The organism is Bacillus pretiosus (assembly GCF_052947655.1).
Map to the genome: position 1 here is coordinate 5,196,850 of NZ_CM129593.1, position 15,186 is coordinate 5,212,035.

Sequence of the window (15,186 nt, forward strand, 5' to 3'; positions counted from 1 at the left end):
TTTTTATTTATATCCTTTTTTTATTGTAAATATGATTAATGCCAAAAGCAGCTAAAAAGATCATAGGTATTGTAGCCGAATAATGATATCTCGGTGCTACTTCTACTATCATTTGTGCCATTGTTAGCCCAATCGTGTATAAACAAATAATGAGAAGTGAAGATTTATTTTTATTTTTTATAGCTACTAACGCCCCGAACAGTGAAGTAGCTAGTAAAAAGTAATAGAAAACATTAGAAATTATAGTATATCGTACTTTATGATCCATAATTGGATCTGCATATTTAACAGCTTGATCATCGTTCCCTAAAAAGATAATAAATTTATCATACATTAGTTTCCCGAAATCTATATCATCGTTTTTTATTCTCTTTTTCGCTTCTTCAAGCATTTGCTTTTGAACGTCCTGAGCACTCCATCCTGGTTGACCACTATAATGATATAGTAATGCTGAATCTCCTGGATTCCATGTTCCTGAAGCTCCCTTATTAAATCCTACATGAATATTGTATCCCGGCACTGTTGCTATCTCTTCACCTAAACGTAATGTTACATAATGATTTACCGCCGAAGACATCATTAAGTATCCAATAATGATAACCCCTACATATGCCACCTTGTTAATAAGTAGCTTTTTATTCCCAATATGCTTTGTATCTATAATAAACATCCATATTGCTAGGGCTATAATTGGCACTGCTGCAATTGGTCTTGCCATATTTATTAATACAAGTAATGCAGCTACTAGAATTGAATACATAAGAACCTTTGCAATCGTTATATTTTCAATTTTATCATAAACAATTATCATAATTGCCCAGGCCAATAACAATATTGTACAATACAACGGTTCTGAAAGTGCAAACATGTTATACATCGTTTGTGATGGCAAGAGAATCCATAAAACACTTGCTGTTATCGCTGTTCTCACTCCACCAATTCTTCTAGCTATAAAATATATTAATCCCATCGATATTGTAGTTAAAACAACATTAATAATTGGCGGAATCATAAAGTTTGCCCCAAATATTTTCAGGAAGATACTTAAGAATGAAGCATATCCAAAAATATGTGGAAATAATGCAACATATCTATCATGAATAACAAAGTTGTCACCTAATGCTTTTGCCGTATTAAAAAAGGCTTCATAATCACCAATCGGATCAATCTTATATGTAAGAATCCACGCTGTTTTCACTGCTACACAAATAATTAGCAGTACAAAAAAACATATTTTTTCATTTACTCTTTCAAGGTATAGCGATCCACTGCTAAGTATAAAGTTTCCAATTGTACATAATAATAAAACTCCAACTAATATCATTACATAATTATATTTTTGAGTATCTGAAAAATAATCAAAAATTAATATTGCAACGAAAAAGCTATAAATGCCGTATATGGCACGTGTAGAAAAGGTTGAAAACAATCCAGAAAAACGTTCCAAAAAAACTCACTCCTTAACATATTTATATGGGAAAACATTATATTTCCTAAAAAAATTACACTACCAGCTACTATACATTAATATTATCATGATTTCCATGTTTGCTTTTATATTTCCTAGTATACCAATTTAAAATAATCATTTTTATTATGAACAGATTTATTTTATATCCTAAAATGATATCTACCCAAAACATATAACATATTAGCATAAACTATGATATAATTGATAGTTGTTATGTACGAACAACCTTTTTACATTCCTGTTTTATTTATATATTTTATAAAGTTGAGGATACTATTATGGAGAAACTCTTAAAGTTTGGTTTAGTAGGAATCTTTAATACACTCATTACAATTATTAGCTTTTGGATATTATTAAAATTCGGGATGAACTACCTTATTGCGAATACCATTGCCTATTTAATTGGTGTTGCCAATAGCTACTATTGGAATAAAAATTGGGTGTTTAAACCTAATAATAAAAGCACGTCAATGTTCTTTAAATTTCTAACTGTAAATTTAATTGTATTGGCTTTTAATACATTATGTTTATTTATATTAGTAGATAAACTTACTTTTAATGCATTAATTGCACAGATCTTCGCAATTGGTGTCGGAATGGTTATAAACTTTGTCCTTAATAAAATTTGGACATTCAACCAAACCGAAAAGGCTACTAATTAAACTTGAACAACTTATTAAAAATACGGAGGATACAACATGCAAAAATTAATTTCGGTTGTAGTTCCTATGTACTTCGAGGAAGAAGTAGCACAGGAATGTTATAACCGTTTAAAGTCCGTTATGCTTCAAAATGATATTAATTACGAGTTTGTCTTTGTAAACGACGGTAGCACAGACCGTACAATGGAAATCTTATCTGAGATTGCAGCAAATGATTACCGTACAAAAATCGTTAATTTTGCACGTAATTTTGGACACCAAATAGCCGTTACAGCTGGTATTGCTGCTGCAAAAGGTGACGCTATTGTAATTATCGATGCAGACTTACAAGATCCACCTGAAGTTATTCCTGAACTTATTGCAAAATGGGAAGAAGGATATGAAGTTGTTTATGCGAAACGTAAACAACGTAAAGGTGAAACTTGGTTTAAACTTTTAACAGCTAAATATTTCTATAAATTCTTAAACTACATGTCTGATATCGATATCCCAAAAGATACTGGTGATTTCCGAATCATCGATCGCAAAGTAGCTGATGTTTTCAATCAAATGACTGAACGAAATCGCTTCATCCGCGGTATGATGTCTTGGGTTGGCTTCCGTCAAACGTATGTTGAATATGAACGCGATGAGCGCTTTGCTGGTGAAACAAAATATCCATTAAAGAAAATGATTAAATTTGCATCAGATGGCATTATTGCATTTTCAACAAAACCATTACGTATCGTTATGACTTTAGGCTTATTATCAGTTCTTATTTCAATAATCGTCTTACTATATACAATTACTGTAAAAATTATTGGCACTGGTACGCAAACAGGTTGGGCATCTATTATGGTTGCTATTACATTCTTTAGCGGTATTCAGTTACTTGGTCTAGGAATCGTTGGCCAATATATTGCTCGTATTTATGACGAGAGTAAAAACCGTCCGATTTATATCGTAAAAGAAACAATCAATATTGAGCAAGAAGAGACTACACAAACAAAAGAAAAAGTGAATGCATAATAAAAAAGGTAACAATGAAAACCATCATTGTTACCTTTTTATATTGTAATACCCCATAATCCTCAAACGAAATTCTTTTAAATTTGGATATATCTCTAAATTAGATAACATTCCTTGAATGACCGGTATCCTTGGATTTTGCAATCTCATTTCTGCCTCCAAAACATCTAATGTAACAAGCAATTCCTCATCTTCTAGTTGATCAGCTAATGTGCGTTTAAAAACAATAATTTCTTTTAAAAAGTGTTCCTTAACCTGCTCCTTACTAAGCTCTGATTTGCAAAGAAATTCCCCAAGCTTTTCTTCATGTAACACAGGTTCTTCCGAAGATTCTACCAATCCATCTACTAAATCATCTACTCTTTTCAAAATAAATGCAGAAACGTAAGATAAGTCAATTTCTGGTGCTTGTAAAATGATTAGTTCTAAATATCCACGGCATATACCTTCTACCATAATGACTAAATCTAATAAATAAGGCATAACCTTTTCACCATAAATAGACAATAAACTATTCCGATAAAATGCATGAGACTCTAACTTCATCCTCATCATAAACTCTTCTACTTCTTTATTAAAAGGTATAGCATTTTCCCTCGCATGCATAATAATAAATTCTTTATGCTTTTGTATATCGTTAAACTGACAACGCAATTGCTTTGCAAATTTTTCACGCGGCAATAACGATTCATTTTCAATATCCAGCATTTTATTTTGAATCTTGTCATAGTAATATCGAAGTGTTGCTAATAAAAGCTCATCTTTCGATTTAAAGTATAAATAGAAAGCTCCCTTAGATATGCCACAAGCTGTCACAATTTCCTGTACTGATGTCGCATTTACACCCTTAGTCGCAAATAACTTCATAGCCATCTCTATAATTAAGCGCTCTTTTTCTTTCATATCATGTCTCTCCTAAATTTAATCTCGCATCTTATTATGAATTTATTATACCATCCCTTTTCATTGACGACTGACCAATCAGTCAGTTATATTATGTATTAGACTGACCAGTTGGTCAATACAATACAAAGGGAGCGCAAACATGAACAAAATTATTAATTTCTCGTTAAAAAATAAGTTCGCAGTTTGGCTACTAACCATTATTGTTACCATTGCAGGTATTTATTCTGGGCTGAATATGAAGCTGGAAACAATTCCTGATATTACAACACCTGTTGTAACAGTAACTACGGTTTATCCTGGTGCTACACCAGAAGAAGTAGCTGACAAAGTTTCAAAACCGATGGAAGAGCAACTACAAAACTTAAGTGGTGTAAACGTTGTTAGTTCATCATCTTTTCAAAACGCATCTTCTATTCAGGTAGAATATGATTTTGATAAAAATATGGAAAAGGCTGAAACAGAAATTAAAGAAGCTCTCACAAATGTGAAACTCCCAGAAGGTGTAAAAGACCCGAAAGTTTCACGTGTAAACTTCAATGCCTTTCCAGTTATTTCGTTAAGCGTAGCAAGTAAAAATGAATCTTTAGCTGCCTTAACTGAAAATGTAGAAAAAAATGTTGTTCCCGGATTAAAAGGACTTGATGGGGTCGCATCTGTTCAAATTTCAGGTCAACAAGTAGATGAAGTACAACTTGTCTTCAAGAAAGATAAGATGAAAGAATTAGGTTTAAGTGAAGATACTGTAAAAAATGTAATTAAAGGATCGGACGTATCTTTACCACTTGGCTTATATACATTTAAAGACACAGAAAAATCAGTTGTTGTAGATGGAAATATTACAACAATGAAAGCATTAAAAGAATTAAAGATCCCAGCTATACCTTCATCACCGAGCGGTCAAGGTAGTCAAAACGCTGGAGCTGGTACACAAACACCGCAAATGAATCCAGCGGCTATGAACGGGATTCCGACAGTTACATTAGATGAAATTGCTGACATTAAAGAAGTCGGAAAAGCAGAATCTATTTCTCGAACAAATGGAAAAGAAGCAATTGGAATTCAAATTGTGAAAGCTGCTGACGCGAATACTGTTGATGTTGTAAATGCAGTGAAAGATAAAGTAAAAGACCTTGAGAAAAAATATAAAGACTTAGAGATTATTTCAACATTCGACCAAGGTGCACCGATTGAGAAATCAGTAGAAACAATGCTGAGCAAAGCTATTTTTGGTGCTATATTTGCGATTGTTATTATTATGCTGTTCCTACGAAATATCCGAACAACATTAATCTCTGTCGTTTCCATACCACTTTCTTTATTAATTGCTGTATTAGTCATAAAACAAATGGATATTACGCTTAATATTATGACACTTGGAGCAATGACAGTCGCTATTGGACGCGTTGTTGATGACTCCATTGTTGTTATTGAAAATATTTACCGACGAATGTCGTTATCAGAAGAGAAACTGCGCGGAAAAGATTTAATTCGTGAAGCTACGAAGGAAATGTTTATCCCAATTATGTCTTCTACCATTGTAACAATTGCTGTATTCTTACCGCTTGGACTAGTAAAAGGTATGATTGGTGAAATGTTCTTACCATTTGCCTTAACTATCGTCTTCGCTTTATTAGCATCGTTACTAGTAGCAGTTACAATCGTGCCGATGTTAGCTCACTCTTTATTTAAAAAAGAGAGCATGAGGGAAAAAGAAGTACATCATGAAGAAAAACCAAGTAAATTAGCAAACGGGTATAAACGCATACTTGCATGGGCTTTAAATCATAAAATCATCACATCAAGCATTGCTGTCCTTCTATTAGTTGGTAGTCTTGCACTTGTGCCAATTATCGGTGTAAGTTTCTTACCATCTGAAGAAGAAAAAATGATCATTACAACGTACAACCCTGAACCAGGTCAAACGTTAGAAGATGTTGAAAAAATTGCAACGAAAGCTGAGAAGCACTTCCAAGATAATAAAGACGTCAAAACAATTCAATTCTCATTAGGTGGCGAAAACCCAATGAGTCCTGGTCAATCAAATCAAGCAATGTTCTTCGTGCAATATGATAACGACACGAAAAACTTCGAAAAAGAAAAAGAGCAAGTCGTTAAAGATTTACAGAAGATGTCTGGAAAAGGCGAATGGAAAAACCAAGACTTCGGAGCGAGTGGCGGTAGTAACGAAATTAAACTATACGTTTACGGAGATAGCTCGGAAGACATTAAACCTATTGTCAAAGATATTCAAAATATCATGAAGAAAAATAAAGACTTAAAGGATATTGACTCTAGTATTGCAAAAACGTATGCAGAGTACACTTTAGTCGCAGATCAGGAAAAACTAAGTAAAATGGGTCTAACAGCTGCACAAATCGGAATGGGACTTTCTAATCAACATGATCGACCTGTTCTGACAACAATTAAAAAAGACGGTAAAGATGTCAACGTATATGTCGAAGCTGAAAAACAAAATTATGCAACAATCGATGACTTAACAAATCGTAAAATTACAACGCCACTTGGTACTGAAGTGGCTGTGAAAGATGTTATGACTGTAAAAGAAGGGGAAACTTCGAATACAGTGAAACACCGCGGTGGCCGTGTTTATGCAGAAGTAAGTGCAAAACTAACATCTGATGACGTTTCAAAAGCATCTGCCGCTGTTCAAAAAGAAGTAGATAAAATGGATCTTCCTTCCGGTGTAGATGTTTCTATGGGCGGTGTTACAAAAGATATTGAAGAATCATTCAAGCAACTTGGCTTAGCGATGTTAGCTGCGATTGCCATTGTATACTTCGTTCTTGTCGTTACATTTGGCGGTGCCCTTGCACCATTCGCAATTTTATTCTCGCTACCATTCACAATTATCGGAGCTCTTGTTGCCTTATTAATCTCTGGTGAAACGTTAAGTGTCTCTGCAATGATTGGTGCACTTATGTTAATCGGTATCGTTGTAACAAACGCAATCGTGCTTATCGACCGTGTTATTCATAAAGAAAATGAAGGTCTATCAACACGTGAAGCTTTATTAGAGGCTGGTGCTACACGCCTTCGCCCTATTTTAATGACTGCAATTGCAACAATCGGTGCTCTTATCCCACTTGCATTAGGATTTGAAGGTAGCGGCTTAATTTCTAAAGGACTTGGTGTAACAGTAATTGGTGGATTAACAAGTTCAACGTTATTAACACTTCTTATTGTTCCAATCGTTTATGAAGTATTAAGCAAGTTCAAAAAGAAAAAAGCAAAATAATAAAAAATAACCTCGCAGTTAGCGAGGTTATTTTTTATTCCCAAATACGATTAGAAAATCACCATATCCTTCTTTCTCTAATTCCTCTTTTCGGATAAATCGAAGGGCTGCGGAATTAATACAGTAACGAAGACCATTTGGTCCTGGGCCATCCGGGAATACATGGCCTAGATGTGAATCTCCCTCTTTGCTTCTCACTTCCGTACGCGTCATATTATGACTGACATCCATTTTTTCTTTCACACTTGCTGACATAACTGGCTTCGTAAAGCTAGGCCATCCACACCCGCTATCAAATTTATCTAAAGAAGTAAATAGCGGTTCACCTGAGACGATATCTACATAAAGTCCTTCTTCTTTATGATTCCAATATTCATTTTGAAAGGGTGGCTCAGTTCCATTTTCCTGTGTTACATAAAACTGCATCTCATTGAGTTTTTCTTTTAAATGAGTATTATCTTTTGGCCAATGTTGTTTAATAAAAGCATCTCGTCCCGATCCTTTACGGTATAACTCATAGCGGAATGTATTTTTCTTATGATATCCTTGGTGATAGTCTTCAGCTGGATAAAACGTAGCTGCTGGTAATATTTTTGTAGCAATTGGTTTTGAAAAGCGTCCACTCTTTGCAAGCTCTTCTTTTGAAGCCTCTGCTTTTTTATGTTGTTCTTCATTGTGATAAAAAATTACTGTTTCGTAAGACTGTCCACGATCGTGAAATTGTCCTCCTATATCAGTCGGATCAATTTGTCTCCAATATATATTTAATAACTCTTCATACGGCATTTTATTTGCATCAAATGTAATTTGTACTGCCTCATAATGTCCCGTCGTTTCTGAACATACTTCTTTATATGTTGGACTCTCTTTATAACCACCTGTATAACCAGAAACAACCTTTATAATTCCTTCCATCTCTTCAAATGGCGAAACCATACACCAGAAGCACCCTCCAGCAAATGTAGCTAACTCTACCTTTTCATTTACAGCCATTATTTCACCCCTATTCTATCTTCTGCTTACAGTATGGCATAAAAAACATCATGTTATAAAAGAAAAAGCATCGAACATCGATGCTTTTTCTTTACTTCACCTTATTTTTTCTGGCTTCATTCTCTATTTCATCACTTGTCACATCTAAGACATCTAATAAGAAAATGAAGATTGGAATACCGATAATTAATCCCCATACACCTAAGAAGTGTTCTGAGAAGATTAATACCATAAATGTATAGAAGATCGGTAAGTTTGTTTTTTGCGACATGAACTTCGGGTTTAACACGTAACTTTCAAGCGCATGAATTACTGTTACGATAATTAAAATATAAACAACGTACATAATACCGCCAATATTGTAAGCAATCATACAAAGCGGGAATAACGAAATGATAACCCCAGCTACTGGAATTAAACCGAGTAAGAAGATCATTAACGCTAAACCTAATAATTGCGGGAATCCTAATATCCATAGTGCAATAACGGATAAAACACAGTTAACAACTGCAATTAAAAATTGTGCTTCGATTACTTTTCCGAATGAACGTGCAAATTTCTTACCGAAGTACTCAATTTCAGTATAGAAAATTGCAAGTCGGCTTTCTTTAAATTTTGCAGTAAAAGCAACGATCCGAGCTTTCTCCAATAAGAAAAATAAACTTAAAATTAAAGAAAGTAACACTTGAAGGCCAAATTTCCCAACATTCGTAATCGATTTATACAAAATGTCAACGCCTTGTCCTACATATTTCGAAAGTTCCATATGATTGACAGCATTAACTGCATACTTAATTAATTCACTATCCGGTGGGTTTCTTAAAAATACGTTAAATTGATAAATCAATTGTGAAATTTGTATCGTTAATACTGGTAAATATTTAAATAGCGTAATAGCAATTCCACCAATTAACATTACATATAGAAACGCTATAATAATTTTTCGGTTAATGGGCATGAAATGATCTAATTTGCGAGAAATAAACTTTTGGAATCGATCCATTAAATATGTGAGAATAAACGTAATTAAAATTAAATTCAACATACTTTGCAGCCCGTATAACACGAGAGCAAGTATTACTAATACGAGAAACCTCTGAAATCCTTTGCTTTGAAACAGGTTTTTTATTTGCATAATCGACGAGTACTCTCTCCTGTCCTATAAAGTAAAACGTTAATAAGTAGATTTTTTCTCTCTTCTCTACCTTTAATTATTCATTCATATAAAGATTTTTATAAGCTTATTATAGGTCTCTCTTAGCAGATCCTATAGTAGCTTACTTCTTATTTTACAATACAATGACCTAATTCAAAACGTATTCTACACAGTATTAATGAAGATTTAAGGAAACTTACATTTTATTAACATAGGTCTTACCACTACTGTAACATAAAAAGCAAGCTATCAGTAGAAATCTGTCCTACAAATAGCTTGCTTTTCTCGTTTTTTTAAGTAAGTTTTACTATCCAATGAATGGCATAAACATCGGTATGACAACTACAGTTACAACCCCAACTACTGTTACAGCAATACTTGCCATAGCTGCCTCTACTTCACCCATTTCAATTCCTACTGCCACTCCTAATGCGTGACCTGCTGTTCCAAGTGCTAAACCTTTTGCAATTGGATGTTTTACTCTAAATGTTTTTAAGAATAATGCTCCTAATGCGTATACAATAACTGCATTAAAAATAACTGCAAACGATGTAATTGCTGGTATACCACCAATACTTTCAGAGATTGGTAATGCAATTGCTGTTGTTGCTGCTTGTGGTAACATTGAATTCATTACTGCTGTATCTAAACCAATTGCTTTTGCAACAATAAACACGACAATTACTGAGCAAATAGATCCAACCACGATAGCCGATAAAATTTGCCACCAATATTTTTTTAACTTATCCACTTGTTTATATAATGGAATTGCAAACGCGATTGTTGCTGGTTCTAAGAAGAAGCTAATCATTTTTCCGCCAGTATTATATTCTTCAAAAGTAAAGTTACCTACTTTTAGAAAGACAATCCCTAATACCATCGCTACGAATAATGGTGTGAATAAGAAGAATCCTTTTGAATGCTTAAATAATAATGTTCCGATTCCGTATGCGATTAATGAAACGACGATTCCGAAATATGGAGTCATTGTGCTTGCCATGTTCATTCCCTCCTAGCAATATATACTAAATTGGTTACGCAACTTTTCCGTGCTTGCGTCCTTTATTTACTACTTTCAATTCTTTCGTATCTTCTATTTCTTTATCGTCTTTTCCTAAAATAAATTGTGCAAATAATCCTGTTACAGCGAGTAAAATAATTGTTGCGACAACAATTACAGTTAAAATTTGTACAAAATATTGTCCCATTACACCGAGAGAATTAATAACCGAAATACCTGATGGAACGAAAAGGAATCCGATAATACCTGTTAAAGCCGTTCCGAGTGATTCAACTTGTTCCAATTTAATAACTTTTAAACATAATAGGCTAAATAAAATAACTAATCCGATCACCGATGAAGGCATCGGAATTGGTAAATGCGTTGCAATAATATTAGAAACTAACATAATAGCTGAAAATATGAATGCTTGTGATAAGAAACTATATACTTTTTTCGTACTCATTTTGGCCACCTCTTTCGATTTGGTACCTTTATTGTATAAGATAAAAACAAAACTGTAAGCGTTTGCATAGCAGAACGTCAAATATACAAAATTAGTTACAAAAATAGGCAGATGAAATGCAAAAAGCTACTTCTTAAATACGAAGTAGCTTTTTGAGTTCTTTTGCATATGTACGGCTAACAGGTACTTTTGATCCTTCTTTCATAATTAAATTATATGTAGAATTGAACCATGGTTGTATTTCCATAATATGATTAATATTTGCAATAAAACTGCGATGGACACGCATAAAACTTGCTTGTGGCAACTTCTTTTCCAAAATTACAAGTGTATCGTGTGTTACATACGTTTCTCTCATTGTTTTTACTGTCACTTTTCCGTCCACAAGTCCTACATATATAATATCTTCAATATTCACGAGTACAATCGATTCTTCAATTGGTAATGCTAATTTATGCATCTCGGTCGTTACGTCTACACTCTTTACCTCTTGATTTGTTTCTAATTTTATTTGTTTTTGCTTTTTATATTTCTTTAATGTCTGTACGATACGTTCTTCATCAAATGGTTTTAAAATGTAGTCTAACGCGTCTACTTCAAATGCTTGCAGCGCATATTGATCATAGGCAGTAGCAAACACAATTGCAGGGGGATTTTTCATCTTCTTTAATATATTTGCGATTTCAAATCCGTTATCATCAGATAGCTGAATGTCTAGGAAAACAATATCTGGTTTGTTTTTCATTAATTCCTCTAATGCATCCTCTACACAATCCGCCTCACCAATTATCTCTACTTCTTTCGTTTGCTCTAATAAATACTTCAATTCATCACGTGCTAACATTTCATCGTCAACTACTAATACTTTTAACACTCCGTTCTTCCTCCCCTATTTTTTTAGGAATAACAAAAGTAATCTCTGTCCCCTCATTTAATTCACTTTCAATTTGAAGCATTGTCTCTTTCCCAAATAACCCGATAAGTCGTTCATTAATATTATATAAAGCTGTTCCAGTCCCTTTCTTTGACGACACTACCATTTTTCCTAATTGTTCTAAGCGTTCTTCCTCAATTCCTTGTCCATTATCTTTTACTTCGAAGTGAACCATGCCCCCTTTTTCAAAAACATGCACTTCTACTTCGCATACTGGCTGTTTCTTCGGAAAAGCATGTCGCAACGCATTTTCAACCAACAGTTGAAGAACAAATGGTGGTACTAATGTTGTCTTTAACTCTTCCTCAATATACATCTTTACTTCATACTTATTTGGGAATCTTGCTTGTTCTAGTGATAGGTATGCCTGTACATGGTTTAATTCTTGTTCTAGTGGAATCAACAACTGACGTGCCCCTTGCAAATTACAACGAAAATACACGCTAAGCTGCAATAATAACTTCCTTGCCTTTTCTACATCTGTTCGGCATAAAGCTGATACGGTATTAATCGCATTAAATAAAAAATGCGGATTGATTTGTGCTTGTAACGCTTTTATTTCGGCATCTTGCAATAACTTACTTTGTAACTCTGCTTCACCTAACTCAAGCTGCGTGGAAAATATTTTTGCTAATCCTTCTGCAAGTTCCTCTTCAACACGACTTAACTGGTTAGGGTTCTTGAAATACAGTTTTAATGTCCCTATCGTATTTTCATGTGAAGTTAATGGAATAACAATAGCTGCTTGCAAAGGACAGCCTTCATGTTGGCAATTAATAACCTCACGTGATTTCGCTTTCATTATTTTCCCTGTATGTAAAACCTCTTTCGATAAACCTGTTATTAAACTGTGTGAAGGAATATGATGATCTGATGCCAATCCAACGTGAGCTAATATTTTCTCTGTATCTGTTAAGGATACCGCATCCGTTCCCGTAAAACGGTGAATAATTTGTGCCACATGTTTACAAGACTCTTCTGTTAATCCCCTGCGAAAATATGGTAATGTCTTATCAGCAATTCGTAATACTTTATGCGTTTGCAGAGCTTTCGCGTTTTCTTCCTGACGCAAAATAGCTTGTATCATTGAAAGTAAAATAAAACTTCCGAAACTATTTACAAGGATCATTGGTATCGCAATTGTTTTCACGATACTAGTTCCATCCTCTACGACTAATAGGATCATAATCATTTCTAAAGAAACAATAAACACGCTTAAAATCGCTGAAAATTTAGGCGTAATTGCACGATTATATTTTTTGAAAATGTGTCCAATATACCCAGTTATAACACCTGCTAAAATTGAAGAGATTGCACAACTTAGCGCTGTCGTCCCGCCAAGCATATAACGGTGAATACCAGCAATCGATCCTACTCCAATTCCGACGATAGGACCACCAAGCAATCCACTAATTCCAACACCCATAATACGTGTATTCGCAATTGTACTAGATGACGAAACACCTTGTAGCCAATTTTCATTCATAATTGTATTCCCCGCAATTTCAATTCCCGTGTAATTGCTGACAATTGTAAACACTGAAAAAATACAAATAAGCTTAAGCTTATCTACATACCCATCTTGTCTATGAAGAAGGCGCCTGAACGTTCTAATATGAGAAAGTAAAAATCCTAAAATAACAATAAGTCCGACACGTTCAATCATCATAAGTACTAAATTTAGCATCTGTGATTCATTCCTTTTTATATGAGTTAGTTTTATTATGGGAAAATAATGAAGTGGGCGTCAAGAAGAATGCAATATCTTTTGAAATATTTTACACATAACTATCCCCTCTTTATTTGACAACCTAATAGAAGAGTGCTAAAAATAAAGTAATATAATACAGTCCTTTAACCCAACCCCGTGAGGTTGAGAAGGAAGTCGGAATATACTATACGTATGGTCTTTTTTAGAGATACGTATGCTTTTTTGGCCTTCTCATCATATCAGGTGAGAAGGCCTTTTGTTATTCTTCCATAGCGACTGTAGAAGAAAATAAGGAGGAGTAATGATGAACGTTACTACTGATGTACAATCAACAACAGAGGAAACGAAGGAGAAAAGATATAAAACATTGTTTGGTTCTGCGCTAGGATATGCAGCAGAAGGTTTAGATATGTTGCTCTTATCTTTCGTACTCGTCTACATTTTAAAAGAATTTCATTTGAGCCCTGTTGAAGGTGGAAACTTGACATTAGCTACCACAATAGGAATGCTAATCGGGTCTTATTTATTTGGATTTATTGCTGATTTATTTGGGCGTATCCGTACGATGGCCTTCACAATCTTACTATTTTCACTCGCAACAGCACTTATTTATTTCGCAACAGATTATTGGCAATTATTAATTCTTCGCTTTTTAGTTGGAATGGGAGTTGGTGGTGAATTCGGGATTGGAATGGCCATCGTAACTGAAACATGGTCTAAAGAAATGCGCGCTAAGGCGACATCCGTTGTTGCACTTGGATGGCAATTTGGCGTACTAGTCGCTTCACTCCTTCCAGCATTTATCGTCCCGCATTTCGGATGGAGAGCTGTTTTCTTATTTGGACTCATTCCCGCTTTATTAGCTGTTTACGTCCGCAAAAGTTTAAGTGAACCGAAAATATGGGAACAAAAACAACGATACAAAAAAGAATTGTTACAAAAAGAAGCTGAAGGTAATTTAACAACTACCGAGGCAGAACAACTAAAGCAAATAAAAAAGTTCCCACTTCGAAAGTTATTTGCCAATAAAAAAGTAACGATAACAACAATCGGTCTTATTATTATGTCATTCATCCAGAACTTCGGATATTATGGAATTTTCACATGGATGCCAACTATTTTAGCGAATAAATATAACTACACATTAGCAAAAGCGAGCGGTTGGATGTTCATCTCTACAATTGGCATGCTAATTGGAATTGCAACTTTTGGTATTCTAGCTGATAAAATTGGTCGCCGTAAAGCTTTTACAATCTATTATGTCGGTGGTACTATATACTGTCTCATTTACTTCTTCTTATTCACAGACTCAACATTATTGTTATGGGGAAGTGCATTGCTTGGATTCTTTGCCAATGGCATGATGGGAGGATTCGGGGCAGTTTTAGCCGAAAACTATCCTGCTGAAGCTCGCTCTACAGCAGAAAACTTTATTTTCGGTACAGGACGTGGTTTAGCTGGATTTGGGCCTGTTATTATCGGCTTACTTGCTGCAGGTGGTAATTTAATGGGAGCATTATCTCTCATCTTCATTATCTATCCAATCGGTTTAGTTACGATGTTATTATGTGTTCCAGAGACGAAAGATAAAGTATTAGAATAGATTGAAAATGTACAGAGTAT

General features: G+C 34.3%; 12 protein-coding genes. 4 read left to right on the forward strand and 8 right to left on the reverse strand.

The genetic code is table 11. The features are described from left to right. Positions 1 to 7 precede the first annotated feature (7 nt). Entirely contained in the window at positions 8 to 1,447 is a 1,440-nt protein-coding gene (locus ACU8YW_RS26895) for a glycosyltransferase family 39 protein (RefSeq protein WP_088065071.1), read from the reverse strand. Between the two features lie 302 nt (positions 1,448 to 1,749). Between ACU8YW_RS26895 and ACU8YW_RS26900 the strand changes: the two genes are divergently transcribed. Together ACU8YW_RS26900 and ACU8YW_RS26905 are read left to right on the forward strand one after the other, a co-directional pair. Further along, entirely contained in the window at positions 1,750 to 2,133 is a 384-nt protein-coding gene (locus tag ACU8YW_RS26900; protein WP_000413281.1) for a GtrA family protein, read from the forward strand. A gap of 36 nt (positions 2,134 to 2,169) precedes the next feature. Further along, the gene (locus ACU8YW_RS26905; RefSeq protein ID WP_001170707.1) at positions 2,170 to 3,141 is read left to right on the forward strand and encodes a glycosyltransferase family 2 protein; all 972 of its coding nucleotides are present in this window, start codon (positions 2,170 to 2,172) and stop codon (positions 3,139 to 3,141) included. A gap of 30 nt (positions 3,142 to 3,171) precedes the next feature. On the opposite strand, the gene ACU8YW_RS26910 is transcribed toward ACU8YW_RS26905, so the two are convergent. Next, entirely contained in the window at positions 3,172 to 4,044 is an 873-nt protein-coding gene (locus ACU8YW_RS26910) for a TetR/AcrR family transcriptional regulator (RefSeq protein WP_088065072.1), read from the reverse strand. A 142-nt stretch (positions 4,045 to 4,186) separates the two neighbouring features. Here ACU8YW_RS26910 and ACU8YW_RS26915 point away from each other — a divergent pair, with 142 nt between their 5' ends. Next, the gene (locus ACU8YW_RS26915; protein WP_426934429.1) at positions 4,187 to 7,303 is read left to right on the forward strand and encodes an efflux RND transporter permease subunit; all 3,117 of its coding nucleotides are present in this window, start codon (positions 4,187 to 4,189) and stop codon (positions 7,301 to 7,303) included. Between the two features lie 27 nt (positions 7,304 to 7,330). On the opposite strand, the gene msrB is transcribed toward ACU8YW_RS26915, so the two are convergent. The 6 genes from msrB to lytS form a co-directional block, all read right to left on the reverse strand. Beyond that, entirely contained in the window at positions 7,331 to 8,296 is a 966-nt protein-coding gene (msrB, locus tag ACU8YW_RS26920) for a peptide-methionine (R)-S-oxide reductase MsrB (RefSeq protein WP_097890084.1), read from the reverse strand. A gap of 91 nt (positions 8,297 to 8,387) precedes the next feature. Beyond that, positions 8,388 to 9,431, reverse strand: a complete 1,044-nt coding sequence (locus tag ACU8YW_RS26925; RefSeq protein ID WP_088065075.1) for an AI-2E family transporter — start codon at positions 9,429 to 9,431, stop codon at positions 8,388 to 8,390. 328 nt (positions 9,432 to 9,759) lie between these two features. After that, complete coding sequence (lrgB, locus tag ACU8YW_RS26930) at positions 9,760 to 10,452, reverse strand: antiholin-like protein LrgB (RefSeq protein WP_000168869.1); 693 nt, start codon at positions 10,450 to 10,452, stop codon at positions 9,760 to 9,762. A 34-nt stretch (positions 10,453 to 10,486) separates the two neighbouring features. After that, on the reverse strand, positions 10,487 to 10,918 hold the full coding sequence (lrgA, locus tag ACU8YW_RS26935; protein WP_000104908.1) for an antiholin-like murein hydrolase modulator LrgA: 432 nt from the start codon (positions 10,916 to 10,918) through the stop codon (positions 10,487 to 10,489). Between the two features lie 133 nt (positions 10,919 to 11,051). Then, entirely contained in the window at positions 11,052 to 11,792 is a 741-nt protein-coding gene (locus tag ACU8YW_RS26940) for a LytR/AlgR family response regulator transcription factor (RefSeq protein WP_426934428.1), read from the reverse strand. Continuing rightward, positions 11,770 to 13,539 (reverse strand): two-component system sensor histidine kinase LytS, encoded by a 1,770-nt coding sequence (gene lytS / locus ACU8YW_RS26945; protein WP_088065076.1) that lies wholly within the window; start codon positions 13,537 to 13,539, stop codon positions 11,770 to 11,772. Before lytS ends, ACU8YW_RS26940 begins: the two co-directional genes overlap by 23 nt. 328 nt (positions 13,540 to 13,867) lie before the next feature. Here lytS and ACU8YW_RS26950 point away from each other — a divergent pair, with 328 nt between their 5' ends. Next, a complete protein-coding gene (locus tag ACU8YW_RS26950; RefSeq protein WP_426934427.1) occupies positions 13,868 to 15,166 on the forward strand; it encodes an MFS transporter in 1,299 nt (432 codons plus the stop codon). Positions 15,167 to 15,186: the final 20 nt, after the last annotated feature.